Origin of the sequence: Pelotomaculum terephthalicicum JT (assembly GCF_022410535.1) — a bacterium.
GTDB lineage: Bacteria > Bacillota > Desulfotomaculia > Desulfotomaculales > Pelotomaculaceae > Pelotomaculum_D > Pelotomaculum_D terephthalicicum.
This window is the reverse complement of record NZ_JAKNBL010000021.1, coordinates 1-26,054: the sequence shown is the minus strand read 5'-3', so window position 1 is coordinate 26,054 and position 26,054 is coordinate 1. Positions and strand designations below refer to the sequence as shown.

General features: G+C 46.8%; 25 protein-coding genes, 3 pseudogenes, 1 riboswitch and 1 other annotated feature. Of the genes and pseudogenes, 10 read left to right on the top strand and 18 right to left on the bottom strand.

The genetic code is table 11. The annotated features are described in order from the left end of the window. Positions 1-101: 101 nt before the first annotated feature. Both L9W92_RS19370 and L9W92_RS12235 read right to left on the bottom strand, forming a co-directional pair. Positions 102-249, bottom strand: a pseudogene (locus L9W92_RS19370) (methyl-accepting chemotaxis protein); the annotation flags it as partial. 205 nt (positions 250-454) lie between these two features. Then, the gene (locus L9W92_RS12235) at positions 455-1,699 is read right to left on the bottom strand and encodes a M48 family metallopeptidase (protein WP_376741809.1); all 1,245 of its coding nucleotides are present in this window, start codon (positions 1,697-1,699) and stop codon (positions 455-457) included. Between the two features lie 430 nt (positions 1,700-2,129). Here L9W92_RS12235 and L9W92_RS12230 point away from each other — a divergent pair, with 430 nt between their 5' ends. From L9W92_RS12230 to L9W92_RS12210, 5 genes are all read left to right on the top strand, one after another. Then, on the top strand, positions 2,130-2,909 hold the full coding sequence (locus L9W92_RS12230) for an ATP-binding cassette domain-containing protein (RefSeq protein ID WP_240084036.1): 780 nt from the start codon (positions 2,130-2,132) through the stop codon (positions 2,907-2,909). 21 nt (positions 2,910-2,930) lie between these two features. Next, positions 2,931-3,641, top strand: coding sequence for a GTP-binding protein (locus L9W92_RS12225; protein ID WP_240084035.1), 711 nt, complete (start codon positions 2,931-2,933; stop codon positions 3,639-3,641). A gap of 1 nt (position 3,642) precedes the next feature. Then, complete coding sequence (locus tag L9W92_RS12220) at positions 3,643-4,281, top strand: (Fe-S)-binding protein (RefSeq protein ID WP_240084034.1); 639 nt, start codon at positions 3,643-3,645, stop codon at positions 4,279-4,281. Positions 4,282-4,553: 272 nt separating this feature from the next. After that, positions 4,554-5,270: a sigma-70 family RNA polymerase sigma factor gene (locus tag L9W92_RS12215; RefSeq protein WP_240084033.1), complete on the top strand. Its 717-nt coding sequence runs from the start codon at positions 4,554-4,556 to the stop codon at positions 5,268-5,270. A gap of 12 nt (positions 5,271-5,282) precedes the next feature. Then, positions 5,283-6,422, top strand: a complete 1,140-nt coding sequence (locus L9W92_RS12210; RefSeq protein WP_240084032.1) for an anti-sigma factor domain-containing protein — start codon at positions 5,283-5,285, stop codon at positions 6,420-6,422. A gap of 392 nt (positions 6,423-6,814) precedes the next feature. On the opposite strand, the gene L9W92_RS12205 is transcribed toward L9W92_RS12210, so the two are convergent. From L9W92_RS12205 to L9W92_RS12185, 5 genes are all read right to left on the bottom strand, one after another. Further along, complete coding sequence (locus L9W92_RS12205) at positions 6,815-7,507, bottom strand: DUF554 domain-containing protein (protein WP_240084031.1); 693 nt, start codon at positions 7,505-7,507, stop codon at positions 6,815-6,817. A 243-nt stretch (positions 7,508-7,750) separates the two neighbouring features. Beyond that, positions 7,751-9,304 (bottom strand): vanadium-dependent haloperoxidase, encoded by a 1,554-nt coding sequence (locus L9W92_RS12200; protein WP_240084030.1) that lies wholly within the window; start codon positions 9,302-9,304, stop codon positions 7,751-7,753. A 105-nt stretch (positions 9,305-9,409) separates the two neighbouring features. Next, positions 9,410-10,276, bottom strand: a complete 867-nt coding sequence (locus L9W92_RS12195) for a transposase (protein ID WP_240084029.1) — start codon at positions 10,274-10,276, stop codon at positions 9,410-9,412. Between the two features lie 158 nt (positions 10,277-10,434). Next, the gene (locus L9W92_RS12190) at positions 10,435-10,980 is read right to left on the bottom strand and encodes an NADH peroxidase (RefSeq protein WP_240084028.1); all 546 of its coding nucleotides are present in this window, start codon (positions 10,978-10,980) and stop codon (positions 10,435-10,437) included. A gap of 59 nt (positions 10,981-11,039) precedes the next feature. After that, on the bottom strand, positions 11,040-11,459 hold the full coding sequence (locus L9W92_RS12185; RefSeq protein WP_240084027.1) for a Fur family transcriptional regulator: 420 nt from the start codon (positions 11,457-11,459) through the stop codon (positions 11,040-11,042). A 169-nt stretch (positions 11,460-11,628) separates the two neighbouring features. Between L9W92_RS12185 and L9W92_RS12180 the strand changes: the two genes are divergently transcribed. Both L9W92_RS12180 and L9W92_RS12175 read left to right on the top strand, forming a co-directional pair. Next, positions 11,629-12,108: a DUF6530 family protein gene (locus L9W92_RS12180; RefSeq protein ID WP_240084026.1), complete on the top strand. Its 480-nt coding sequence runs from the start codon at positions 11,629-11,631 to the stop codon at positions 12,106-12,108. Between the two features lie 4 nt (positions 12,109-12,112). After that, a pseudogene (locus tag L9W92_RS12175) lies at positions 12,113-12,338 on the top strand (GIY-YIG nuclease family protein). Positions 12,339-12,514: 176 nt separating this feature from the next. On the opposite strand, the gene L9W92_RS12170 reads toward L9W92_RS12175, so the two are convergent. The 6 genes and pseudogenes from L9W92_RS12170 to L9W92_RS12145 form a co-directional block, all read right to left on the bottom strand. Next, entirely contained in the window at positions 12,515-12,862 is a 348-nt protein-coding gene (locus L9W92_RS12170; protein WP_240084025.1) for a GerW family sporulation protein, read from the bottom strand. Beyond that, the gene (locus tag L9W92_RS12165) at positions 12,855-13,529 is read right to left on the bottom strand and encodes a DUF2953 domain-containing protein (protein WP_240084024.1); all 675 of its coding nucleotides are present in this window, start codon (positions 13,527-13,529) and stop codon (positions 12,855-12,857) included. Before L9W92_RS12165 ends, L9W92_RS12170 begins: the two co-directional genes overlap by 8 nt. Further along, positions 13,526-13,957 (bottom strand): zf-HC2 domain-containing protein, encoded by a 432-nt coding sequence (locus L9W92_RS12160; RefSeq protein ID WP_240084023.1) that lies wholly within the window; start codon positions 13,955-13,957, stop codon positions 13,526-13,528. The genes L9W92_RS12165 and L9W92_RS12160 overlap by 4 nt, the downstream gene beginning before the upstream one ends. Before the next feature lie 5 nt (positions 13,958-13,962). Beyond that, complete coding sequence (locus L9W92_RS12155; RefSeq protein ID WP_240084022.1) at positions 13,963-14,538, bottom strand: RNA polymerase sigma factor; 576 nt, start codon at positions 14,536-14,538, stop codon at positions 13,963-13,965. A 92-nt stretch (positions 14,539-14,630) separates the two neighbouring features. Continuing rightward, a pseudogene (locus L9W92_RS12150) lies at positions 14,631-15,776 on the bottom strand (2-isopropylmalate synthase); the annotation flags it as partial. 118 nt (positions 15,777-15,894) lie between these two features. Beyond that, positions 15,895-16,154: a binding site (T-box leader), on the bottom strand. A gap of 108 nt (positions 16,155-16,262) precedes the next feature. Beyond that, positions 16,263-16,439 carry an aspartyl-phosphate phosphatase Spo0E family protein gene (locus L9W92_RS12145; protein ID WP_240084054.1) on the bottom strand — a complete coding sequence of 59 codons (177 nt, stop codon included), beginning with the start codon at positions 16,437-16,439 and terminating at the stop codon, positions 16,263-16,265. 155 nt (positions 16,440-16,594) lie between these two features. Here L9W92_RS12145 and L9W92_RS12140 point away from each other — a divergent pair, with 155 nt between their 5' ends. Beyond that, positions 16,595-16,969 (top strand): helix-turn-helix domain-containing protein, encoded by a 375-nt coding sequence (locus L9W92_RS12140; RefSeq protein WP_240084021.1) that lies wholly within the window; start codon positions 16,595-16,597, stop codon positions 16,967-16,969. Between the two features lie 18 nt (positions 16,970-16,987). On the opposite strand, the gene L9W92_RS12135 is transcribed toward L9W92_RS12140, so the two are convergent. Next, positions 16,988-17,671 carry a MerR family transcriptional regulator gene (locus tag L9W92_RS12135; protein ID WP_240084020.1) on the bottom strand — a complete coding sequence of 228 codons (684 nt, stop codon included), beginning with the start codon at positions 17,669-17,671 and terminating at the stop codon, positions 16,988-16,990. 131 nt (positions 17,672-17,802) lie between these two features. On the opposite strand from L9W92_RS12135, the gene L9W92_RS12130 reads away from it, so the two are divergent. Both L9W92_RS12130 and L9W92_RS12125 read left to right on the top strand, forming a co-directional pair. Continuing rightward, complete coding sequence (locus L9W92_RS12130) at positions 17,803-18,984, top strand: efflux RND transporter periplasmic adaptor subunit (RefSeq protein ID WP_240084019.1); 1,182 nt, start codon at positions 17,803-17,805, stop codon at positions 18,982-18,984. 49 nt (positions 18,985-19,033) lie between these two features. Beyond that, positions 19,034-22,102 carry an efflux RND transporter permease subunit gene (locus tag L9W92_RS12125; RefSeq protein WP_240084018.1) on the top strand — a complete coding sequence of 1,023 codons (3,069 nt, stop codon included), beginning with the start codon at positions 19,034-19,036 and terminating at the stop codon, positions 22,100-22,102. Here L9W92_RS12125 and L9W92_RS12120 read toward each other — a convergent pair. From L9W92_RS12120 to L9W92_RS12105, 4 genes are all read right to left on the bottom strand, one after another. Continuing rightward, a complete protein-coding gene (locus L9W92_RS12120; RefSeq protein WP_240084017.1) occupies positions 22,099-23,274 on the bottom strand; it encodes a phosphoribosylaminoimidazolecarboxamide formyltransferase in 1,176 nt (391 codons plus the stop codon). The genes L9W92_RS12125 and L9W92_RS12120 overlap by 4 nt on opposite strands. A gap of 38 nt (positions 23,275-23,312) precedes the next feature. Continuing rightward, positions 23,313-23,395, bottom strand: a riboswitch (ZMP/ZTP riboswitch). A gap of 89 nt (positions 23,396-23,484) precedes the next feature. Beyond that, a complete protein-coding gene (locus L9W92_RS12115; protein WP_240084016.1) occupies positions 23,485-23,751 on the bottom strand; it encodes a DUF1540 domain-containing protein in 267 nt (88 codons plus the stop codon). A gap of 118 nt (positions 23,752-23,869) precedes the next feature. Beyond that, complete coding sequence (gene msrB, locus L9W92_RS12110) at positions 23,870-24,856, bottom strand: peptide-methionine (R)-S-oxide reductase MsrB (RefSeq protein ID WP_312038099.1); 987 nt, start codon at positions 24,854-24,856, stop codon at positions 23,870-23,872. Between the two features lie 116 nt (positions 24,857-24,972). Beyond that, positions 24,973-25,800, bottom strand: coding sequence for an endonuclease VIII (locus L9W92_RS12105; protein WP_240084015.1), 828 nt, complete (start codon positions 25,798-25,800; stop codon positions 24,973-24,975). Positions 25,801-26,054: the final 254 nt, after the last annotated feature.

Sequence of the window (26,054 nt, the reverse complement as noted above, 5' to 3'; positions counted from 1 at the left end):
ACAGAGCGCTTATTTACCCATTTCCAAACCTGATATTACGGCAGTCTTTTCGATTCCATTAATCAACCCTTTGATAGAGTTTTCGGTATCATTCAATACCTTGCCAATATTTTTTGCCGCCGCGGCGCTGTTTTCAGCCAGTTTGCGGACTTCTTCCGCCACCACGCCAAAGCTCCTGCCATGTTCGCCGGCTCTTGCCGCCTCAATAGCGGCGTTTAAACTGAGCAGATTGGTGTCGTCAGCAACCTTTTTAATAAAATCAATCGCCAACAATTAAAACATTCATGCATTCAATCTCCGATAAAAATATTCCACCCTTTTCTATCAGCAGTGCGCCTCTCCGGTGTAGAAATATTCGCGGAAAAAGCACCTGATTTATTATTAAAAACAACCAAATGGTAAAAAATCCCCATGCAGCATTATAACACGACAATAAAGCAAAAAAAAGGAATTATTACCTTGATGGTTCTGAAAATAAACTATCCTCACCGGCTTGCTTTATTTTTTTTATCCGGTTCAGAGCGGAAGGATGACTGTAGCTGAACCAGTGTATAAATGCGGGGGGCGCAACGTCGGATAAATTCCTGGCGGCCAAGTCCACCTGAAGCCGGAGCGCGGCGGGAACATCTCCGGTCAAAGACACCGCGACATGGTCCGCCTCCACTTCCATACCCCTGGAAAAATAATTTTGCAGCGGATTTCCGGCAAAAGAAGCCAGTAAAAAGAACAACAGGATAAGCGCCAATACATGCGGCGGGTAACGGGTGAATTGAGTTACCGATGTCCGCAACAGCACAAATAGAAGGCCCCAAAAGAAAATATTGCCCAGGACGCCCAGGGCCAGTCCCCGGATGATATGACCCCGGCTCCAATGAGCCATTTCGTGAGCCACCACGGCTTTAACCTGATCGGGCGGGTAATCGGCTAACAGAGTATCGTATAATACAATGCGTTTCGTCTGTCCCAAGCCGGTAAAATAAGCATTGGCCTTTGTGGTGCGCCTGCTTGCGTCCATTATCAGCACTTGCCCGACTGGCAGCCGGGCTTTTTCGGACAATTCATGGACCATGGAAAGAACCGCCGGGTCATTTGACGGCGTAAACCGGTTAAAAAGGGGGGCGATTACCACCGGCCAGAAAAAGGTCTGTATTACAAGCCAGAGCGAAACAATAGCGGCGCCGGCCAACCACCAGGTACCGGGCCAGCGATTAATAGCCCCGAACAATAAAACAACTCCTGCTGTAGATAGAAACAAATCCAATCCGGCGCTTTTGCAGTAATCCACCCACCAAGCTCCGAGAGTTTGGGTGGAAAACCCCCATTGATGCTGCCAAAAATAACCGCTGTAAAGTGTAAAGGGTATATTTAACAGCTGCAACGACAGCCATATGATTAAAAAAAACAGCAAAAGACTGCCCCAATAATTATCCCCGGTCAAACGTTGGACCCAGCGCGAAAGGTCCGTTAGCCTGCCGCTGAACACCAGCCATAGTAAAAACGACACTTGCCCAAGAAAGCCGCAGATATAGGCCAGCCTCAGGATCATATTATACTGGCGGCCCTGGTTTATTTGTTCAGCGCTAAAATAATAACCCGCCTCCGGAAGCACCCGCCCGGGGAAAAGGGTAAACCAGAGGTAGAGCAAACTTAAAAAACCGGCCGCAAAAACCAGGATCAGCCAGGCACTGTTTAATCGCAACTGCAGTTTTCATCACCCCGTGTTAAGATTCTTACATACGCTTTTTCAAGCTTGCCTGTCAAGCCTTTAGAATAGGTATATGCAGCGTGGGATCAGGATAATCCATATACAAAAAATACTTTGTAATTTTTTCAAAATACATTTCACTAGTCCACTACTTGTATTGTATGTTTACCGTTAATATTTTAAATGAAATTCAATATATTTAAAAAAACTATACCGCCCGCTACAGATGTAATTCATATGCCGGGATTTTTATGTTTATATTATCATTACCCTTTTTTTACTATCAATGTAAGACTATTACTTCATTAACATTATCTAAACATATAAAATAATTAATCCGCATATGCAAACCTACTAGTCGTTTAATATTATATATGGATAAAAATACGGTGTAATAGTAAAAAAGACTACTAGGAGGTAGGATATGATAAATACAATTACAATTCTTCCAGGTTTGGATAAAGCAGGAGGCAAAGAAAATTACCGACACCTGACTTTAACAGCCGGTGAAACCGTATCCATAGTGGGCCCGACAGGAAGCGGAAAAACCGCTTTAATTTCTGACATTGAACTGCTGGCCCAGGGGGACAGCTCAACCAGACGACGCATATTAATTAATGGAAAAATTCCGTCCGATGAAATAAGATACAACCCCGCTATGAAACCAATCGCTATGATCACTCAGAATACAAAATGCTTTACCGATTTAAGCACGATGGAATTTTTAAAGATTCATGCCAGAGCCAGAAAAATAATTGATGAAAAGGTTATTATAGAGACCATCGACTTGGCCAACAAATTTACCGGTGAAAAAATTGACCGGGAGACAAGAGTCACCGTCCTGTCAGGCGGGCAAACGAGGTCCCTTTTGATTGCCGACGCCATATTGATCGGCGCGGCTCCGATAATTTTACTGGACGAGATCGAAAACGCCGGTATCTTCAAACAAGAAGTTATCGACATTATTAAAAACACTTCCAAAATAATAATTTTTGTCACCCATGACCCGGTGATTGCCCTTTTATCTAAAAAGAGAATTATTATGGAAAATGGCGCGGTAAAAAAAGTTCTCAGTCAGAATGAATTTGAAACAAAGGCCGCCGCAAACCTTTTGGAACTGGATAAGCAGGTGGGATTTATCAGGGAAAAGTTAAGAGCGGGAGATGAGATTACCAAAGACCTGATCAAGGTTAACTTTGCTTGAATTAATTATGGAGGTGTTTTTTTGAAACTTTTGGTAATAGCCGGTCCCCCGTCAGCGGGTAAAACTTCCCTAACCAAACAAATTGTAAGAAGATTTAAAGATGAGATGACCATTGCTTTCTTAAAAATCGACGTAGTGAAAGCTTATGAGGACATTGAACTGGGCAGGGAATTCAAAATTCTAACAAAAAAGATCTATTCCGGTGATTTATGCCCCGACCACGCCGGGGTGATGGTACTGGGAGACGCTGTTGAATGGGCGGAAAGCAAGCATGCGGACCTGTTTGTCGTGGAAAGCGCGGGGTTGTGTCTGCGCTGCTCGCCCTATTTAAATCAAGGCTTGGGGATAATTGTCCTCAGTTCCATATCCGGGATTCACGCGCCTGAAAAAATGGGCGCCATGGTTAGCCTCGCCGACATCGCCGTTGTCACCAAAATAGACCTGGTCAGCCAGGCTGAGCGGGAAGTCTTAATCCAAAAAATAAAAGACGTGCATCCGAATCTGATTCTAATTGAAACTAACGCTTTGCAGGGCACCTCTTTGCACCGTCTTTACGAACTGATTAAACAATCAGAAGAGATCGATTCAGATAAGCTATATCTAAAAGGAAACCCACCTATTGGAACCTGTACCATATGTGTAGGCAAGAAAGAGATCGGTTGGAAACACCATTTTGGCGTCATAAAAAAATTGGACGGTCAAATCGCCGAATACCTTTATCGGGGTGAGTGAGATGCAATACTGGCTTCCACCAGGAAAAAACTGTGGCCTATGCGGGGAAATCAATTGTAAAAGCTTCCTCCGGTTGGTTGGCAATGGCCAAAAGGCTAATGACGACTGTCCATATTACCAGGAACATAGTTTCCAGAAAAATGATTTGGTAAAAGAAGCCATTTACCAGGGGCATGATGTTTTAGGCCATCCATATGATTTTATTCTTAGCCCTTTGCCCGGGGAAAGCTCCGCCAGGAAGATCGTCCTGCCTTTTCGGAGCGATCTAGTGGAAAAAATGGACATCAAAAAAGGCGATTATGTGCTGGGCAGACCAATGGGAGCAGGCTGTCCGATACCGCATGTTCTTTCTGTTATTGAAGCCGAGCCGGTAACCGGCCTGCTCTATACCTGGGTTGTCGGCCCTTTGTATTCAAGAGAGCGGGAAGTTAAGGACGTAGTCGCATACCATATGATTGGTTTTGAAGGGATTGCCTGCAGGATCAGCAAAGAACCATCTTTGGGCTGCAGGGCGACTTTTCTGCCGGGCTTTTGCATGATGAACCTGAATCATACCGGTCTAGTCAATATGGTTTTGGAAAAAAGAGAAGGTCTCCATGTCCGGATCGAAGATATCAGAATTCTAGCCCCACAAGATTAGTATTCACATTTAACCATAGTGCTGTATAATTAAACTTAATATATAAAAAATACGGCAAAGAAAATATGGGCAGAGGTACCCCCCCTGCCCTTTTCAATGGGGTCACCAATGGGGTCAACCAATGGGGTCAGGCTTTACATTGTTACTAACCCATACCCCTTAAATCGTTTCTGCCTTAACGTATTAATGATTGAGGAACGGTCGATATCCCCCGGTCGCTGCTTATTATCTTTGAAAGAGGTGGTCCACCGGTTAAGAAGGGGAGTGAAAACTTGTTTCCTGAACAGGACATGGAGACCGAAATAAAAAAAATAAAACATGGTGACAGCTTGGCCAGAGAACGTTTTTTAGAAAGCTGCAAGCCATTTATATATAAGGTAGCTTGCAAATATTCCAGGAAGAACCTGGAATGGGGCAGGGATGACGAGTTAGCCATCGGCTTGATTGCCTTTAATGAAGCTATCGATCGTTTTTGTGATGATTTTGGAGTTCCTTTTCTTGCTTACTCCAGAAATGTAATGAGAAGCCGTCTTGTAGACCATTACCGGCGCGAAAACCGGAATTTCTTGCTTAAGGCTCAACTACCGTTGCAGGAAGAAGGTAATAATGTTGAGTTCGCCAGGTCCTGGGGAATATTTCAAGAGGAGGAAGCCGCAAGAGAAAGAGAAGAAGAAATAAGAGAGTTTGAAGAATTATTAAATGAGTATGGGGTTTCGTTCGAAGACTTGGTTAAATGCTCGCCACGGCACCGGGACACACGCCGTTCGTTAATGCTTGCTGCCTGGGAATTGGCTGAGGAAAGCAGTCTATTCCAAAAATTCACATATAATAAGAAACTGCCGCTGGTGGAATTGGAGAAAAAAACTGGTATTGGCCGAAAAACCTTGGAAAGAGGCCGTAAATACATAGTAGCGATGACTCTTCTAATACACAGGCGGGAAGATTTTTTATATTTGGCTTCGTATTTGAAAATGCCCGTCACAAGCTAAGGGGGAATATAAATGAAAAAGACGGGAATGGTAGTTAAGATAACAGGTAATTCATGCATTTTGCTCACTAGTGACGGGGAATATAAAAAAGTTTCTCTTCCCGAAAACGGTGTTACCAGATTGGGCCAAATAATCACCGATGTGGAAAGGAAGAAACGCTTTCCTTACCTGAGGCATTTTATGGTGGCCGCTTCCTTATTGCTGCTGGTCCTGACCGGGCAGCTTTACTTGGGACGTTCGAAGCCGGCGGCAGCTTTCATGACCATCGACATCAATCCCAGCATTGAGCTAGCAATACAGGCAGACAAAAGAATAGCGTCAGCCCGCGGTTTGAACAGTGACGGCGCAACTATTTTAAACGAGGTTAAAGTGACCGGACTGGACTTGCATGAAGCGGCCAAGCTTATTGTAGATCAGGCAATAAAAGACCAATTTCTTTTGGCAAATGACAACAACATTATTCTAGTTACCCTGACCACAGATGATATCGAAAATTTTACCGACGAATTGGAATCCATTTACGAATCAATAAATAGTCCTGTCCAATCAAACGGGTTGGACACTGAAGTAATTATTGAACCTGTAGAAAATACAGTGCGCCAGGAAGCTGAGAAGGCCGGCATCTCTACCGGAAGATACCTGCTACTGCAAAAGTCAGCTGCCAGAGGTGTTCCGGTCAACGTTGATGAAATAAGCGTCAAGAGCTTGAGGGAATTGGAAAAGGACAAAAAAATATCCATTAGCGAAATATTAAGCGATAATAGCTATAAAAGCAGCAATAGGTATGGGAGCAACAATGACTATTATAGATACTACAGTAATAATAGCTACAAGAGCAACAATAATAGCAGAAACTTTGGCGACAGAAATGACAGCGAAGCCGGCTTTAATAGTTTTCGCAAACTTCTAGAGAAGAATGCAGGAATGAAAAATAATAACAATCAAAATATCCTTGAAAAGCGTCAAAACACAAAAGAAGATTATGCTAATAAAAAAAATGATAATAACGCTGCTGGCAGGGAAAAAACAAATAGCGGAAACGACAAGAAAACATTCCCCCGTCAAAATGGTGAAAAAAAGGAACGCAACCCGGACAGGACTAAAATCCTTGATTTTTTTCAGAACCATGGGAGGGAGCGTCAACTAAAGTAATACTGTTTAGTATTATTTCTTCTTCAGCGGTAAAATGTCCGTTATTATAAAATTTACGGCGAATTTCCGCCCGGGGAATTATTGCTGTGAGTTCGTTTCGCGGTTGACTTGTGTTATTGCGCAATAACCTTATTATTACGTCCCCTATCTTGATTTCTAACTGATTCTGAATTACCTGGTCATTTCGTAATATGTTGAAGCCCGATGACTTTTCATTTTTTAAACCTTTTTTCTTTTTACGGAAGGGATTTAACCTAAACATCTTTCAAATCCTTTTTTATTTTTATACTTCAAAAGTATCCCATGGAATAACCTCATTATCCTGTCTTGATACAATATATAGGAAATTACGGAATTAGTTCCATTTGAATGAGCTTAATGTTTTAGAAGAATCAAACGGGGATTATTTTGGAAAGTAATAATGTGAGGGGTAAAGCATAAAAAATTGCGGGAAGAAGATTGCCTACTTTTATATCCTTAATACCAAGGATATTCAAGGCTATCCCTACTATCAGCAGTCCGCCGGTGGCTGTCATTTCCGCCACCGCGTCAGGAACGAGAAAACCTTTTACATATACAGCCAAAAGCGTTATGGAACCCTGGTAAATAAACACCGGGAAAAGAGAAAAAATAACCCCTATTCCCATAGTGGAAGCAAAAACTATCGCTGAAATTCCGTCTAATGCTGCTTTAGCAAAAAGAATCTGCGGGTTGTTGTTCAGACCATCTTCAATTGCCCCCATAATAGCCATCGCTCCCACACAGTAAACCAGGCTGGCTGTGACAAATGCCTTGCCGACTTCCCCTGTTTCTCCACCAACTTTTTCTTCCAGCCACTTGCCGAGGCGGGCTAGACCTCCCTCAATATTTAGCAATCCACCTGTCAAACCACCAAGAACCATACTGAGAATAACCACTAAAACCTGTTTGGTTTGCAAAGCCATACTGGAGCCTACTAGCAGAACCGCTAAACCAATCCCTTGCATGATTGTGCAGCTAACCTTTTCAGATATTCCCTTTCTAAACAACAAACCAAAAGCGGCTCCAAATGCGATAGCCGCTACGTTAACTATAGTCCCCAGCACAATCTCAACTCCTACGGCAAAACAATTAAGTCCAAATTCTTAAGTCATAAAATGTACATAATACTATACTAAGCATCTTCAACAGAAAGAAATTTGCCGGACAATACCATATTTGCATGTATTTACTTAAGCTATTTTCCCTGAATAAATTATAATAGCTCTTTATACCAGCCGCAAGCCGCAATATATATATATAATATTATAAATCTGAATTTATAAAGTGGCGTAAGGCGCCACCTTAAATCAGATTATTACGGTAGTGCCGTCAAACTTGGTTAGAGTGAAGCCGCTAAAATGCTCATTATAGGTGTTCCTGTAATCTTGCAGAATACCGATGGCTACCGCTTCACCCAGCTTTATTCCCTCGATTCCGTCGGTGCGCCAGTGTATACCCGCGAAATCGCGGCCAAGGGCGATATTCGCGGCAAGCTTGTTCAACTCCCCGCCTACAGTTAAAGGCGGCCCGGAGTAAGGAAGCAGTTTTAGGCCATCAGCGCTGGCAACGACCGGATTAGGTATAATAAATGATTCTTTAAAGAACGCCTTCAACATGGTAACTCCTGCTCCAGTATAGGTGGCATGGCCGGACGGGTAGGCCGGATGAGTCGGGCTGCCTTCCGGAAAGGCCTGAGGCAGCAGGTAGTTGCCATATTTGCTGAAGACTTCAGCAACTGCCTGCGAGTTGAGCAATTCCTGACTGATCGGGTAGCTGGCGGCGCCCGTCAGAAGATTCTGGACAAGCCCTCCGAAGGCTTCGGGACGAAGCCGGCGATGGACCAGCCATTTCTGGAACCAGGCAGCTTCCAGCGCCGCCCGCGCCGTCCGGGCCACAAAATCCAAAATATGCGGAGCGCCGAAGGTGGCAAAACTGTATTGAGTTGCTGATCGCAGGTAGGGATTGGACGGGCTTAACGCTTCCTGGCCATAACCGAGCAGAATCAAGCAAGCGGCTAGCGAACCCTGGCAAGAGAAATCCTTGTGGACCCACTCGCCGACATCACGGCCGTCGCGAATATAGCGGGGAACGGGGTCGTAGACATCCTGAGACGCCGGGGCGGCTCCATTCTGAATTTTCAGCCACTCCGCATATGAGGTCATATAGTCCACACCGGCCACTGTGGTAAGGTATTGCTGGCTGACCGTTCTAGCCCCGAAGGGAATATCCTGCCAGAGAAACTGGGAGAGATAAGGACCCGCCAGATCTCCGGGCGTATCTCCGCGAAACAGAGTCCCCGGCGTGACCACTCCACCGGCTTTGAGTCCGCGAAAATCCGAAAATCCCGATAAATCAGAAGCCGCCGCGATAGTGAGAGGGTTGGTGTCGTAATCCGTGAAAGGAACATCACGGGTCAGCGCCTGCCAGTAAAGCTCGCCCATTTCACCGGCTATCTCGGCGCTGCTTAAAGCCGGCGCCGGGGCAATACTTAAATGATGGGAATCAGGCCCCACCATTTCATAAGCATATGCAGCCTGGGGATCTTTGAGCTCGGTAACCCCTCCCAAAGGTATTAATTCAAATTCTTCCGGGTCACCAGTCGATAAGGCCCTGATCAAGGCATTATAAGCGTTGAGGTCAACCTCACCGATTTGATTGTGAGGCAAAGATTTGGAGTAACTGGCAATTTTATTAGGATAAAGATTTTCATCACCGTTGCATGGATGGCCCGGGAGAGGAAGGTCCTTTTCAAAAAGCGCCGCTTCCCGGCGCAGTCGATATGCCTCTCGAAGACGCTTCCGGTCACTTTCCGGTCCGATCTCGCCCGATACCCCCAGATTTAACAAAGAATAATCTCCCATTTTGGTTCACTCCATTACCATAAAATATTATTTAATCCATAATTTATATTATGAAAAAAGACAAAAACTGTGCCCTGGGGGTCAGGCTCTTAACTTATTAACTTATTAACTTATTATACTTGCTTTATTAATATATTTAAAAACTGCTGTTGCAGAAACATTAATATGGCGGGCAATTTCTTGCATTGAATATCCCTGTTCATATGCAGCTATAGCGTAAATCAATTTGGCATTTGTAAACCTCCTCATCCTCGAACCTTTCTTGATAGACTCGTATTCCTCCTTATCATTAGCAGCCTTTTTTAATATTTCATCCAGGGTCTCTCTTTCAATAATTAGATTTTTATCTTCATCGGGCATTTTAGGTTTAAAATCTACCTTATTAATTACTTTAATTACTGCTTCATTAATTATTGCTTCGCAGTCGGTATCATCATCTTGAGACATTAAAATATCATACTCTTTCATGAACCTCTCTCTGTCCCCGGATAACATCTCAAACAATAAACCAAAATTGACAAATCCATGTTCCATTTGCCTGTAAAAATGGTCACTTGACCAAAGATAGTCCCGTACGCTCGAACAGAGTCCCGCTTTTACCGGGTTTCTGTGAATGTATTTAACAAGAGAAATTAGATATCTATCGTCCTGGACGAGAAAAGCCTTGTATCTCCCCTCAAAAATATGACCTGACCTTTCCATGGCTTTATTGTAATACATACCGTACTTTGTATTTATCCGGTGCATCACCCTGTTCAACGGTACTGACAATGTTCGCAGGGCGAGATGGTAATGATTGCTCATAACTACATATGCGAACAATTCAATGTCGTCCAACTCCACCGCCTTACGAAAATATTCAACAAGGCAATACTTATCTTCAGAGCGTTCAAACACGTTCTCCCTGTTAAATCCCCGCTGGATAACATGATATAACGCACCTGGGTACTCAATTCGCAGCTTTCTTGCCAAAATTTAGCACCTCCCGTTACTATTCTACCAGGATGTGTTCAGTCTTTCAAGAATAAGTTAATAAGTTAGGTGCCTGACCCCACAAGAAAAAGGACACTGACCTTGAAAAGGCCGTGTCCTAATTTATAAATCAACTTGGGATTTTGAACTGCTTAGTCCTAGGATTTGGGGAAATACCTTTTTAAGAGACCGTAGAAAGCCATGCAATGTCTGGCTTCGTCTTTGCACGCTTCATGAATGGCATCATGGATAGCGTCCTGTCCTTCCTTATTGGCACGGGTGGCGATTTCCTTTTTCCCGCGATTGGCGCCGGCTTCACCATCCACTAATTTCTTCAGGTTTTCTTCTGTGCTTTCACTTAATACTTCCCCCTGGAGTTCGGCGAATCGAGCCGCGTGATGAGCTTCTTCCCAGGCAATGCGTTTCATTGTCTCGGCTATCTCTACATAGCCCTCGCGCTCAGCCTGGCGAGCCATGGCAATATACATTCCCACCTCCATGCACTCTCCCCTGAACTGCATGTTCAAATCTTCTTCAAAACCAGTGCCTTTTGCCGCGCCAATTTTGTTCCAGTCCACCAGGTCCGGGCCGGATGTGGTCAAAATTTCGAATTTCTCCTTAACAGCTTCACAGTTAGGACATTTCTCCGGTGATGCTTCCCCTTCATGAACATAACCACATACCGTACAGCGCCATTTTTTCATAGCATTTGACCTCCTTGTTATTTTTAAAAATGTATTTTAAAACTATGCTCCCCGATCGCTTAACGGTTTTTGCCTTTTTCCTTTTCCAGGCATCCCGGGCAAATTCCATAGAAATAAAGTGTATATCCTTCCACCAGATAGCCGTTAACGTTAAATGGAGTTTGCATTTCCAGCAGACCATCATCCAAATCATGAACGGATTCGCAAACCCTGCATAAAAAGTGGCTGTGAGGTGCCGGGTTTGGATCAAAATGTCTTTTATCCGCCTTGATCCTGATTTCTTGCAATTCCCCCGACTTGGTCAGCACTTCAAGTGTATTGTATACCGTGGCTAGAGACAATGAAGGGTACTGAGGCTTTAACTGATTGTATATTTCCTCCGCTGACGGATGTGTTGTATTACCTTCAAGCAGATTTAATATAGCCAGTCTCTGGGGGGTTAATTTCAATCCCAGCTTCTTTAATTTTTTTATTACCATTACTAAATCATATCTCCTTTTAATTTAAAATTATTATAATTTAGTAATCATTTTTTGTCAACCTGTTTTTGAGAAATTTCTTTAATAAGTTGACAGAGTGCGTTGGAAGATTTATAATTAACTTAGTAAATTACTAAATCACTAATTTACTATATCGGGAGGTAGCATAATGAGAATACCATCTGCTTTAAAACACAAACCAGTTATTGTATCTGATAATTATGAAAATATCGACGGTCGATACGCTTATAATACCGACGCAAAAGGTCTCTCGTTGGGATTAGCCCAGTGGAATGACCGGGGCAAGATAGATATATCTGCTAAAGTATGGAGGCATACAGGAGAAAAATGGTCTAGACAGTCTGAGGAATTACCGCTTCACCGTGTGCTTGACCTGGCAATTCTCGTATGTAGGGCAAAACATCATTTTCAAGAGGCTTATCGGTATGAAAAGCTATATGATCCCGGAAAACCTGTTATTGACAGAATAGGTTTACAGGGTGATGCTATAACGGTGGCTGTATGTACCGACAATGAGAAAATTGATGAGGATATTAAGTTATTCTGCCAGGCTCTCAGTAATGATGATGAGCTTATTGGTGAACGCTTGCGTACTTTATCAAGAATACTAAAGGAGATGGGGTATTAATCCCATGGACAAAAGGAGAAAAAAAGAACTGAGAGAGCTATACAAGCAAATGAAACCGCAGATGGGAATATTTATTATCCGTTCTAAACTCGATTGAAATCCTGGAGAGCCTTGAATACGATAAGGATGAATCGAAAACCGACTATACAGAAGATTTAGCTTTGCTAAAAATGATTTGGGAAGAAAAATTGGCTGCGGAAAATATGGAGTACTATAAAAAAAGAATATGATTATTAATATACGCTGGGTTAATAATTCAAGAAAGAACACCTCTTACCAAATAGGAGATGGGTAAAAGGTGTTCTTTTGCTTGCAGTTTTTCATCACTTTTCACAGTTTACCGAGCCTTCCAATTGGGGAAGGTCCGCAAAAAGTCTCTTCACTGATAAACTTCATGCAGGGGATGCTATTCAACTTTCCCCTGAGGCTTGAGCTTACCAATCACTTCGGGAATCATTTCCGCCAGTTTGGCCAGACTGCCTTTGCTGGACAGAGAGTAAACCTGAACATTATCCCCTTGAATGATGAGCAGCGCCGCGGGGCTAAGTTTCATGCCGGCGCCTCCGCCGGTGCCTTTGCCTCCTTGATTTTTCTCATCCTGACCTTCACCGCTGCCCATGCCGAAACCAACGGAGGCCGTCACGATAGGGATAACGGTTGTATTGCCGTTGACAATCGGCTCACCAACAATAGTCTTGGTCGAGATCAGATTTTCCAGATGGGACACCAAGGACTCAATGTCTTCTTTAAACATATTGCGCATCCTCCTTTATTTTTCTTCTGGTGAATTTTAATTTCAGCCAGGCCCACCAAAGCTTCCGGACCGGTTCGGACATAAGAAAGCGTATAGCAAGACACAGGATTACAACCGGTATGATCCGGCCTGATGTTTCCCCGGATATATCAAGGACCGGCTCCCTGAAATCAGCATCCAGCTCAAGGCTGACCCGGCCGGTGTTTAACGCGGCGATAAGCCCGGCAAGCAATCCGGTTAAGGCCGGGTCGCCGGCGCCGTAGACACCGCTTAATCGTAGGCGGATTTTTAAGGAACGAAAAACCTTTTTTAAAAAACCTGAAACAACCGTTAAAAACTTTCTGCTGAGTATCTTGCTTATTGTAAAGATGCTGAATCCATGTTTCTCTTTCTTCCGCCCGGCTATTGCCTTTTTTTTCCTCAACCTGACAGTTTCAGGATTCTTTCGGTTAGCAGGGAGCGCTATACCGGCAAGGCGTAATCTAAATAATGCTTTGCCCCTGTTTATTCCAATGTTGGCGACAAGCAATCTCCCCCCCCAAGCGAGCCTCATGTCCAGCCGTTGTTCTTTCGTACACAGCCGTCCTCTGGCCTTAAAAGTCAGCGGCATACTTAAAAGTCCAGCGAGCGACAACAGAATTAGGATTAAAACCATCCATCCGCTCAATGCCGGTCACGCCTTTTGCCGATAATCTTACCCGCCATAGACGAAACGCCCTTGATGGCACCGGGCAGCCCGTGTCCCGCGAGCCTGGCCAATAGCCCCAGCTGTCGTGTGCCGGGAATCCTGGAAACTCCTGCAAGAACCGGTTGCCAGGCCAGCTTTTGGGCGTTCCAGAGACTGACACTTGATGTTCCTATTTTGTCCTGTCCAGCTGCCCTGGCTTTAGTAATAGCCTGCTGACGTATGAAGGGAAGGGCTGCTGGTATCTCAACCTCATCTTCCTGTTCCAGCTCCAGCCAGAGCAGCCTCAGTCTGGAAAGCTCTTGTCTGCATGCAGGGCAACCGCCGAGATGGCTGCGGACAGCTTCTGTCTCGGCTAATTCCAGCTCGCCGTCCAGAAAAGTTTGCAGGGCTTCCGTACTGCACTTCAATGCTCTCACTCCCATCCATAAACACCGGCCAGTTTGCGCCTCAACTGCTGCCTGGCCCGGTAAAGATACGTCTTCACGGTACCCAGCGGCAAGTCCGTGGCTGCCGCTATTTCTTCGTAGCTGAGCCCTTCCTGGTGCCGCATCACAAGCACTAACCGCTGCTGGTAGGGAAGCTTGCTCATCGCCTGCCGGAGCACGTCACGGGCATCCCGCCATTCCGCGGCATGTGCCGGGTCGCCCGTGTTACCGGCAATAGTATCTCCAAGCACTATGTCTTCTGCAACAGGCTGCTCTAGGGAAATTGTCTCCGGTGCACGCCGCCTGAGACAGTTTAAGCAGGCATTTACTGTAACCTGGCGAAGCCAGGGTTTAAACGGCCGGCCAAGCTGAAAGCTGTCTAATCCGGTCAGCACCTTCACAAGCGCTTCCTGGGTGAGATCCACAGCGTCCTCGCTTGAGCCGCCGATTTGGCGACACAACCGATATACGTAGATTTCGTAGCGGGCTAATAATAATCGCCAGGCTCCTTCATCACCTTCACGGCAGCGGATGATCAAATTTTGCTCGGCGTCGGTGTTCACCGTTGCTCCCCCTCAAGCCCTTCAATATATTTATTAACCTATTTTTCTCATAAAGTTTCACTTATAACAAAATATTTTCAATCAATGTAAATACCCGTCTCCCCCATCAAAGCGCGCAGGTCACTGCTGAATATTTCCCTTTTCCGGTCGGCCAGCCGTAAAAATTTTTGGTATATGTCTTCCAGTTCCCCACGGTTCAATTGGTAGCCCAGTTCTCCCAAACAGTGTCTGAGCGCGTGTCTGCCTGACCTGGCGCTTAAGCTTATCGAGTTTCTGGCGATACCGACAATCTCCGGCCGGATAATTTCATATGTCGTTTTGTCCTTTAAAACACCGTCCTGATGGATACCGGAAGCGTGCATAAACGCCCCCGCGCCGACGATAGCTTTATGGGCCGGTACCGGTATCCCGGTAATCCTTGACACAAGCTTGCTAGTAGCTGATATTTCCCTGGTGTTTACCTTCATATCCAGCCCATACTGCTCACGCCTGGTATAGACGGCCATAACGACCTCCTCCAGAGAAGAATTTCCAGCCCTCTCGCCAATGCCGTTGATAGCGCCCTCGATCTGGTTTGCCCCGGCTAGTATGCCGGCTAGCGAATTGGCGGTGGCCATACCCAGGTCATTATGACAGTGCACGCTCACCACAACATTTTCAATCCCCCTGACATTATCCATCAAATAGGAGATCAGCTCTTCGTATTCGGAAGGAGTGGCATAACCCACCGTATCAGGCACATTAATAACATTAGCGCCGGCCTTGATCACTTTTTCCAAAACCGTAACGAGAAAAGCCCGCTCACTGCGAAAAGCGTCTTCCGCATAAAACTCAACGTCACCGACGTATTTCCTGGCGTGCTTTACCGCGGCCGCCGCCATCTCAACAACCTGTTCAGGTGATAGTTTCAGCTTCTTCTCCATGTGTATCGGGGATACTCCTATGCCGGTGTGAATTCTTGGGTGTTCGGCTGCCTGCAAGGCTTCAGCGCAGCAGTCGATATCACTTGCCAGAGCGCGTGTAAGTCCGCAAACAGAAACACCTCTGATCTCCTTGGCAATCGCACGTACAGAATCCGCGTCTCCGGGCGAAGAGGCCGGAAAACCCGCTTCAATCACATCCACGCCGAGTTTGACAAGCTGTCTCGCTATTTCCAACTTCTCAGCAGTATTCAAGGTAAACCCCAGTGACTGCTCCCCATCCCTTAAGGTGGTGTCGAAGATAAATAGCCTTCGCATTAATATTTTCCCCCTTGTGAAGTTGACTATTTGCATACATGATTAACTGTCTAAGGTCGCTAAGGTCTGATTCCATCAAACACCACCCCCCGATAAATTAATAAAACCCTTCGCCTCTTTTCGAGACGAAAGGTTTACCTCCGCGGTACCACTCAAATTAACAGCGCAAAGCGCCGTTCACTCAAAAGGATACGGGACACAAGTCCGATATCCCCTTCCTTTTAACGGCGGAAGCTCCGTCCGGACCTAATTTCGCAATGGATTTCGACCGGCTGCTCCAGGGAGAGTTCAGCGTTAAGCCTTCGGCCGCCTCGCACCATCCGGCGGCTCTCTGGACCCGGCTACAAAACACTTACTATTCCCTCTCATCGTCTTTACATATTATATGAATCTTACCAACTGAAAAGCTCTGCTGTCAATACATAAAAAATATCTTTGGGTATTATCCTTCCAGCAAATACAATGTCAATGGCCCTCCAGCCCTGATTAGCCTCCTCCATTTTTATTATCTTTTTTTACTTGAATACCACATTCCCGATAATATTCGACAACATATTTATCAATTTTTCTACTTATTTTAAGGAGGATTTCTTTACTAACGTTCATTTTAGCCGCGTTAGTAAGGATGCTTCTTGCTATCTCTATTCTATTTCTTATGTCCATCACTTTCACACCCCCTCCTAAAAATAACCGCAAACATAATTCTACAATAAATACTAGCTTATTGCAAATAATAAATTTATGCTGTCGGCAAATTAAGATACGGCGCAAATTTGGATAAAGTATTTTAAAGCTTGCAGCGAAAAAGGAGAACCAAAATGGAGATAGATAACAGAGCCATCGGACAGAGAATTAGGGAAGAAAGAGAAAAACTCAAGCTCTCACGTGAAGAATTTGCAGAGATTATCGATCTTTCCGAATATTACCTCGGGCAACTGGAACGTGGCGAGCGGCAAATGAGCCTACCCTCCCTGGTTAAAATTTCTAATAGCCTGCACATATCTTTAGACTGCCTTGTTTTCGGAAAAACAGAACTCTATAATTATTATGTTCATGATGACCGTAATATTTATGAAACATTTGACCGTAATAGGGACAAAGAATTAAATAATTTGCTCAATAAATGCTCACCAAAAGAATTAGCTCTTATTAAAAAGCTTGTACAGATTATCCTCCCGCATATAAAAGAATAGAACAATTTTACTCGACAATCACTGATCCACTTCAACGGATCCTGCCTTGCACTTTTTCTTCAGTTCCCGGTACAGAAAGCGGCGCATCAAATAATTGTTAAATCCGATTAAATTGCCCGACAAAAAACGGGTAATTTCCCACTCCTCTTCTTCCGCCAACCCCTTGATGGACAGGTCGCGAAAATCAACAGACTTCGCCACCAGCTGCCCCACCAGATCAGGCAGAAAGTCGAGAGACTGCAGGGAAATGTTATTTTCCTTAACCTTCATAAGGGATTTTGCTATCACCAGGTCATCTGTATTGTACATGTCCTTTTCAAAAGGGACCAGTAACTGGAGCTGCTCCAGGTTTGCCAGTTCACCGCTTTTCATGCCGGTCTCTCTCAGGAGTTCCTCCCGGTTGTATGTCCGGTCCAGGTCATCGGGTGCCGCATATTCCATCTTATATAATAGCTCATGCATGTGCATAGCCCTATCAACGGTCGGATTAGGTCCAATGAAGCCCAAGATGCGCTTAATGGCATGCAGCGGCAGGAAAAACCTGCTCTGCATAGTACGAATGATATTGATCAACTCGACATAAGTCTCCGGATAATAAGCCATGTTTTTAGAAGTCCTTACAGGCTCGGGAAGAAGTCCCACCCGAATGTAATGCAATATGGTCGACTTGTTCTCACCTGTTTTTTCTACTATTTCTCTCATGCGATAACTTGCAGTCACTGAACATCCCTCCGGAATTTTATCTAAAAAAATCCTTGACAGCCCAAAGGAGTAAATTTATAGTTTAAGCATAAAGTGTAACTTCACACTTGTCAAATATTGAGGTAAAAGCCATGCAGAAAAAAAATAAATTATTTTACACTATAGTATTCCTCATCTTTAGTGTAACAGCAGTTTATTTTGCCTTGGGCAGGGATAAAGAGCAAAACGACGCGCCAAATCCCAGAGCCGTGGAAACAATGACCGTGCAGTCTCAAACAACACGGCCGGGTGGCGGTTTAACCGGGATTGTTATACCCTGCCGGGAAGCGAAACTGGGTTTCCAGGTAAGCGGCAGAATTCAAGGTCCGGTCCTGGATGAAGGAACTTTAGTGGAAGAAGGAGCGGTTCTGGCCTCCCTCGACCCAGCCGATTACCAGGCGCAGGCGGAAGCTGCCGGCGCTGCGACGGAAGCTGCCCGGGCCGGTATTGAGCAGGCGGCGGCGTTGCTTGAACAAGCCGGGGCGGCCTACCAGAAAGCCCAGCAGGATTACGACCGGATAAAAAGCTTATACGAAGCCAAAGCAGTCTCCAAAGCCCAGCTTGATGACGCCGGCACCCAATTATCGGTAGCCGCGGCCAAGTACCATGAAGCCCAGTCAGGCTACAACGAAGGCCAGGGAGCCAGCGTGTCCGATTATCACAAGGCGCAGGCCGTGGCCAGCCAATCCAGGCTGCAGTTGAGCCATACCAGGTTAATCGCTCCCTTTAAAGGCACCGTGCTCAAAAAAGCAGGGGAATCTGGAGAGATAGTCAGCGCGGGCACCCCGGTCTATGTTATCGGAGACCTTGACCAGATCAAGATAGAGGTTACTGTCGCGGCAATAGAACTAAATAACTGGCAGGCGGGCGACCCGGTTGACGTTACCAGTCCTGATCAGCCGGGACGGAACTGGCCGGGTGAGGTCGCTCTCGTTCACCCCGCGGTAGACAGTGAGACAGGTACTTTTTTAATAGAAGTGCAGGCGGATAACCCCGGCCATATCCTCAAGCCGGGTATGGTAGCCCGTGTGGCGAGCCGGCGTCAGACCCCCGCCGCGGTTTGGGTGCCGGTGGGGGCGCTGGTCAAGCGAGGCGCGGAAGTTACCGTTTTTGTAGTCCGTGATGAGCAAAGTTTTGCCAAAACTATTGTAACCGGCGAAACAATCGGCAACCAGATTGAGGTGATTACCGGGCTTGACCCCGGAGAGGAGCTCGTCGTCCGGGGAGGGCTGTATTTGCATGACGGCGACCCCGTGTTAAGGCAAAAATCCTGAAGGAACCTCCACGGCGATTAATAATTCACCAATATGAGGTGGTAGACTGGTGCTGCGCAAAATACTTGAATACAAAAAAATTACCATGGTATTCTTCGTCGCGGCAGCGCTGTGGGGAATGATGAACTTCTTCACCATACCCCGGCAGGAAGACCCGGATATTACCCTGCTTGTCGCCAGGGTAGTGACCACCTACCCCGGAGCAAATCCGGAAAAAGTGGAAAAGCTGGTTACCAAACCCCTGGAAGAAGGCTTTGAAGCGATTAAAGGAGTAAAAAAAATCGAGTCGACCTCTTCTGAAAGCCTCTCTGTGATCATGATTGAGGTTTATCCCGGCACGGACACCAAAAAAGCCTGGGACGACGTACGCTATAAGATTGACGAGGTGCGCCAAAGCCTGCCTGATGAAACCTCAGAACCCCAGCTTAATACAGAGTTGATCCGCACCTGCATGATGGTCCTGCACCTGGAGGCCCCTAATATGGACTACCTCGAGTTGGAAGCCGTCAGCCGCACAGTCAAGGACGAGCTGAAGGGGCTGCCGGGCGTGGCGGAAATCCAGCGGGAAGGGCTGCCCGACAGGGAGATCCAGGTGGTCCTCGACATGGAGCGTATGGCCCGTTTTAACCTGACCTGGAGCCAGGTGGCCGACGCTATCAAAGCCCGCAACATCACGATACCGGGCGGCAAACTAAAGGAGCAGCCCTACGGCCTGGCTATCCAGACCACCGGCGAATATCTCGACCCGCAGGTTATTGCCGGGACAATTTTAAAGGTTACTCCGGAAGGAAACTCGGTTTACCTCCGCGATATAGCGGCAGTTAGTCTCTGTACCGCCGACCCCGCCGTGCTGGTTCGCTCTAATGGAACACCCGGCGTTTCCCTGGTGCTCTTTCCTAAAGAAAATATAGACCGGGTCAAGACAGCCGCCAACATCCGGGCATATATCAAGCATAATATAGGCCCCGCTCTTCCTGCCGGGGTTACTCCGCACATTATCTTTGACCAGGCCGTCAATACCCGTGCTCAGTTTAACCATCTTTACCAGGAGCTTTTCATCGGTATGGGCATTGTTTTTTTGGTGTGTCTGCTCGCTTTGCCGCCCTTTGGCGCCCTGCTGGTGGCCGTGGCGATACCGCTCTCGGTTTTGCTCGGCATGGGCCCGCTTGGGATGATGGACCTTAAGCTGCACCAGATTTCCGTGGCCGCGCTGGTTATCGTACTGGGAATCCTGGTGGATGACTCCATCGTCACCAACGACAACATTCAGCGCCACCTGGAACTGGGCGATACGCCGATGCAGGCCGCCACCCTGGGCATTCGCGAGGTGGCCTACTCCATCACCAACGCCACCGTCGCCACTATAGCCGCCTTCGCCCCACTTTTTCTGCTTGAGGGAAACATTGGTGAATTCATTTTTGCCATTCCCCAGGTTGTCACGGTTACCCTGCTGGCCTCCCTGGTGGTATCCCTGTTTCTGACACCTATTGTCAGGCTCTACCTCGCTTCCCGCCCAACCAGGCCGGCGCGGGGCATTGTAAGCGTTTTTTTCCAAAGGAAGGGCGGACTGGCGGAAGGAACTTACCTGCGCCTGCTGGCTTTTTACCGTAGATCCATTGACCTGGCTTTAAGCAGGCCCTGGCGAACCGTGGCCATGGCTGTGCTCTTCATGGGAGTCAGCCTCTCCCTTTTCCCCTTTACCGGCAAAACCTTATTCCCTTCCGCTGAACGCAATGAGTTTCTAATTGACATTACAACTCCCACCACCGCCACCCTGGAAGAAACCTTAAACAAGGTCATGGAGGTAGAGGCGGTCCTGGCGGAACAGCCGGAAATAAAGGTAATCGCCAGCTATACGGGAAAATCCTTTCCACAGTTCTATTACAATGAAACCAAGTATGTCAGCGGGTCCAACAAGGCCGGCATTTACGTGAGCACGCGCACCGACAGGGGTATGAGGAAACCTGCCCAACTGGTTGAATTACTGCGCAGCCGGCTCAGAGAGGAGATTCCCGGCGCTAACATCCTGGTCCGCAACCTGGAGCAAGGAATTCCCGTAGGCGCGCCGGTGGCAGTCCGCATCAAGGGGGAGGACCTCGAAACCCTGCGCGCCCTGGCCGGCGATATCAGCGCCAGGCTGCGGGATATACCCGGCGCAATCAACGTGGATGATACCATGGGTCCGGATATCTTTCAATACAAAGTTCAAGTTGACGAGGAACGGGCCAACCGTCTCGGGGTGACCAACCTGGCCGTTGCCTCCACAGTACTGCTAATGACTGACGGCATGGCGGTCTCCACCTACCAGCTCCCGGACGAGCAGATCAATGTAGTACTAAAAGCCGCTAAAAACCAGCCAATACCGCTTGAGCAGCTAAAAAGCCTTCCTGTGCCTTCCAGTGTCAACGGGGCGGGCATTCCGCTCAACCAGTTGGCTGAAATCACCCCAACCTGGGCCGTGAGCCAAATCAACCGCAACCAGTTGGTAAGAACCGTCACAGTAAGCAGCTACACTCAAGGCCGCCTCCCCTCGGAGGTAGTCAAGGAGCTGCAGAACAGCCTGCGCTCCTACCCGCTGCCGCAGGGGTATGAAATTGAATACGGCGGCGAGCAAGAGGAGAGCAATAAGTCTTTTACGGACTTGGCCCACCTGTCCCTGATGGTAATGGTCATCATTTACTTGCTGCTGGCAGTGCAGTTCAATTCCCTGCTTAAGCCGCTGATCATCATGGTAACGGTTTTCTTGGGAGTTTGCGGGGCGCTGGCAGGTATTTTCCTGACCGGAAACCCCATCGGCTTTATGGCCGCGCTGGGCGTCTTCAGCCTGGCAGGTGTTGTGGTGCGAAACGGCATAGTCCTAATCGAGTTCGTGGAATTGGCCGTAAAGGAAGGCAAGCCGCTGCGGGAAGCCCTGGCACAGGCCGGGCAGGCCCGCCTGCGCCCGATCCTCCTGACCATGCTTTCCGCCGTCGGCGGGCTGGCCCCCATGGCTATAGCGGGCAGTTCGTTGTGGCAGCCGATGGCCATCGCGATTAGCTCAGGTCTGATTATCTCGACAGCCCTCACCCTCTACGTCATTCCAACCCTTTACCTGCTGCTGGAGAACTGGAAGCATTAATGATGAAACAGCCGCAGCCCCGTTATTGCCATCAGCATACCGTATTCATCGCACGCGCGGATTACAATATCATCCCTGATCGAGCCGCCCGGCTGCACTATATATTTGACCCCGCTTCGATAAGCCCGGTCAATATTGTCTCTGAAGGGGAAGAATGCGTCAGAGCCCAGTGTTACATTACCTAACCCTTTCAGCCAGGCTTCCTTCTCACTTGGGGAAAGCCGGTCAGGAACCACTTCAAACAGATCATTCAACATATCAAGCTCATGTTCCGTGGTATCGTACCTGACCAGCAAATCGATGGCATTGTCACGCTCCGGCCTTCCCACGCCTTGTTTAAATTTTAAACTCAATACCTTGGGATGCTTTTTGAGATGCCAGATGTCCGCCTTATCTCCCGCAAGCCGTGTGCAGTGAATCCGCGACTGTTGCCCCGCGCCATTGCCAATAACTTGGCCGTCGGAAACAAAGCAGACTGAATTGGACTGGGTGTACTTCAGGGTGAGCATCGCAATGATCATATCCCTCTTCGCTTCATCAGGCAAATCTTTATTTTCCGTCACGATATTTTTCAAGTCATCAAAACCGGGAATGATATTGTTTCGCTTCTGCGCAAACTCAATGCCGTATACGCACTTTACATCCATTTCGCCCGGCTCGTAATCACGCTCAATTTCAACGATATTGTATTTCCCGCCTTTTTTCTGCTTCAATATCTCAAGAGCTTCTGCGGTATACCCGGGAGCGATAATGCCGTCGGAAACTTCTTTCTTTAAAATCATCGCCGTGGCTTTATCCACCGTGTCGCTTAAAGCGGCCCAATCCCCAAAGGAAGACATCCTGTCAGCCCCCCTGGCGCGGGCGTAGGCTGACGCGATTGGCGACAGTTCCAGGCCGATGTCGTCGACAAAATATGATTTTTTCAGTTCGTCCGACAGCGGCAGCCCGATAGCCGCTCCGGCGGGACTGATATGTTTGAAGGAAGTCGCCGCCGGAACATTTAAAGCGGCCTTCAGATCCTTCACCAACTGCCATGAATTTAACGCATCCAGGAAGTTGATATAACCCGGATTTCCATTCAAAACCTTGAGCGGCAGTTCTCCCACGGTTGCCCTTATTTCCGCCGGTTTTTGATGCGGGTTGCACCCATATTTCAGTTCATAATTTTTCATTTAAATCCCCCTCTCAAAAATTAAGCCGCCTGGGCTAAATATTTTACCCAGGCGGCCGGCAATCATCCCAATCATGCTCCCTGTTGTTCATTCAACTCATCCGCCAGTCACATGATCTATACTCCAATTCTTTAACTTAGTATAAGTGATTTCCCCATATGCTGTCAATAATGAGACCCGGCGATATTATGCCGGGTCCCTGCCAGTTCATTACATTCTTTTCACTTTATCCGCGTTCACTTTACCGGAACCTTTAGATACATAGGTTTTGCATGCTGTTGACGTACAGTCTCCCGCAGTTTCGGGAGTAAGTTGGCTCGCCATCGGAGCATCTACTTGATCCGGTTGACTTTCAGCGAAATTGTTGGTGGAAACGAGTATTTCATTCGCATTGCACATATTACCTTGCGCCCAGTAGTGACAGTCGTTCACAATACAATGAATGTGTTGTTGCTGCATTCTTTTCATTCCTTTCATTTATCAATTTGCCGCGCTAATATTTTTTGCTGAGAAAAAAATATTATGCAAGATTAAAGCAGGCATAATTTAATAAATGAATACTGATGAAATGAGCTTTATGACTGCCGGCGGTATTCTAATCAAAAATACTGCGATAATTACCGTATCCTTCCTTTTCCAGGTCTTCCTTCGGAATGAATCGCAGGGCGGCGGAATTGATGCAATAGCGCAAGCCGGACGGCGCCGGCCCATCGCTGAAAACGTGGCCAAGATGCGAATCAGCTTCCCGGCTGCGCACTTCCGTGCGAACCATGCCGTGGCTCAAATCTTTCTTCTCAATAACACTTTCCTCTTGAACCGGCCTGGTAAAGCTCGGCCAGCCGCATCCCGAGTCAAATTTATCTTTAGAACTGAAAAGCGGCTCGCCGGAAACGACATCAACGTATATGCCTTCACGTTTGTTGTCCCAGTACTCGTTCTTGAAAGGCGGTTCGGTGGCGTTGTTCCGCGTCACTTCATATTGAAGGCCGGTTAGCTTCCCTTTCAACCGCTCTTTGCCTGTTTCTTTTTCTTTCCCCCAGTACTGTCCAGCAAAAGCGTCACGTCCCGAGCTCATGCGGTACCTGGCATAGTGGCAAGGGTACTTCTTATAGTAATGTTGATGGTACTCCTCAGCCGGATAAAACGCAGTAGCCGGAAGAATCCGTGTGACAACAGGCATGTCAAACCGGCCGCTTTCAATGAGCTCTCTTTTGGATATTTCCGCTTTTTGCCTTTGCCGCTCATTATGGTAAAAAACAGCCGTCCGGTACGACTCTCCCCTGTCGTAAAACTGACCCTCTTCATCTGTTGGATCAATTTGCCGCCAGTAAACGTCCAAAAGCTTTTCATAAGGTAAAATACCTGGCTCGAAGCATACTTGCACCACTTCACAGTGACCAGTGTCGCCGGAACAAACCTCTTCATAAGTGGGATGCTCCTTATGTCCCCCCATGTAACCTGACACTACGCTGATGACTCCAGCCAGCCTTTCAAAAGGCGCCACCATGCACCAGAAACACCCTCCGGCAAAGGTTGCCAGTTCATAGCGCTTGTCATCCGCGCTGACTTCGGCGTTATCCACGCAAATCACCCCGCACTTTGATGCTTCCTATAGCATGCCCTTTTTTGTCATATTTCTCATAGCAACATTTATTTCCATATCATCATCAAAACGGCAAGCGGTTTTTGTTTGAGGATTTAAAACACCTGACAATTTTCACAATAATAGACGCTGCCCCCCATATAGCTTTCCTTTTTGACCGAGCCTGCGCAGACAGGACATTGCTGTCCAACACTATTTTTGCTCATAATAGTTTTATAACCACCGTTCTTGCCAAACAAATCCTTCTCGGTATCTCTGCCGCCATGTTCCGCCATATCCGAGAGTACCGTTTTAACCGAATGAAACAAACGCGCTTTATGCTCATCTGTTAATGTGTTTATCTTACGTTTCGGATGTATTTGGGCTTGCCACAAAATATCCTGCAGCACACCGTTGCCAAGCCCGGGTATGCGCTGTCCGGTCGCGAGAAAAGCCTTCGCGCTTAATTTCTGCACATCCTGCGAGGATATCAGCTGCTCAAAATAGCTCTTGTCAAACCCGTCCGACAATGGCGACGGTTTTTCCTTGGCAACTTTATAATAAGGATTATCAAGCTCGCCGTCACGAAAGCACATTATTCCGCCATACATCTGAATTGTTGCGCTCACAGCCGATAAATCAGCAAATTCAATTAATAGCTGGTGCTTTGGGGGACGTCTTTCCTTTGGACCATGATAACGGAACCCGACTCCATCCCCGATTAATATAACGGCCGTGCCTGCTTTAATTTCAACAAAACCGCCATATCCGTTTGCCGCAGCGATGGTTTTTCCGGCGAGCAAATCATGGTAATTTTGCGGATCTCCATGATACCACGCAAACTTATGCGGAGTATAGGCGGCAATAACACTTTTTATCCGTTTTCCGCCAACTGTATCATTAATCTGACTTGCCAGCGTCAAAGCTTCCGGCAGTTCAATCATAATTAATCACCAAGCCTGTTTATAACCAATTTTTGTTATAAAATGCTTGCCCATTAAGCTCTTGCCCTGAATCATTATTATACATACGTCAGCAATTCTTTAACCTAACCCCACATGCCCGCAGGGTACAACCACCCATGAAAATGAGGCAGGTGATTTGCAAGAAAGAGATATTCTGCTAAATTTAGATTATCAGGGTCAAAGGTTGAATTTTATTTGAAGGTAAAACCTCGAAACCTAACCTAACCCGATTG

Excerpts from the sequence above, each read along its gene's own strand:
- L9W92_RS12230 (WP_240084036.1), top strand. The coding sequence starts at position 2,130 with ATGATAAATACAATTACAATTCTTCCAGGTTTGGATAAAGCAGGAGGC.
- L9W92_RS12220 (WP_240084034.1), top strand. The coding sequence starts at position 3,643 with ATGCAATACTGGCTTCCACCAGGAAAAAACTGTGGCCTATGCGGGGAA.
- L9W92_RS12210 (WP_240084032.1), top strand. The coding sequence starts at position 5,283 with ATGAAAAAGACGGGAATGGTAGTTAAGATAACAGGTAATTCATGCATT.
- L9W92_RS12200 (WP_240084030.1), bottom strand. The coding sequence starts at position 9,304 with ATGGGAGATTATTCTTTGTTAAATCTGGGGGTATCGGGCGAGATCGGA.
- L9W92_RS12190 (WP_240084028.1), bottom strand. The coding sequence starts at position 10,980 with ATGAAAAAATGGCGCTGTACGGTATGTGGTTATGTTCATGAAGGGGAA.
- L9W92_RS12185 (WP_240084027.1), bottom strand. The coding sequence starts at position 11,459 with ATGGTAATAAAAAAATTAAAGAAGCTGGGATTGAAATTAACCCCCCAG.
- L9W92_RS12180 (WP_240084026.1), top strand. The coding sequence starts at position 11,629 with ATGAGAATACCATCTGCTTTAAAACACAAACCAGTTATTGTATCTGAT.
- L9W92_RS12170 (WP_240084025.1), bottom strand. The coding sequence starts at position 12,862 with ATGTTTAAAGAAGACATTGAGTCCTTGGTGTCCCATCTGGAAAATCTG.
- L9W92_RS12145 (WP_240084054.1), bottom strand. The coding sequence starts at position 16,439 with ATGGACATAAGAAATAGAATAGAGATAGCAAGAAGCATCCTTACTAAC.
- L9W92_RS12140 (WP_240084021.1), top strand. The coding sequence starts at position 16,595 with ATGGAGATAGATAACAGAGCCATCGGACAGAGAATTAGGGAAGAAAGA.
- L9W92_RS12135 (WP_240084020.1), bottom strand. The coding sequence starts at position 17,671 with ATGAGAGAAATAGTAGAAAAAACAGGTGAGAACAAGTCGACCATATTG.
- L9W92_RS12130 (WP_240084019.1), top strand. The coding sequence starts at position 17,803 with ATGCAGAAAAAAAATAAATTATTTTACACTATAGTATTCCTCATCTTT.
- L9W92_RS12120 (WP_240084017.1), bottom strand. The coding sequence starts at position 23,274 with ATGAAAAATTATGAACTGAAATATGGGTGCAACCCGCATCAAAAACCG.
- L9W92_RS12115 (WP_240084016.1), bottom strand. The coding sequence starts at position 23,751 with ATGAAAGGAATGAAAAGAATGCAGCAACAACACATTCATTGTATTGTG.
- L9W92_RS12105 (WP_240084015.1), bottom strand. The coding sequence starts at position 25,800 with ATGATTGAACTGCCGGAAGCTTTGACGCTGGCAAGTCAGATTAATGAT.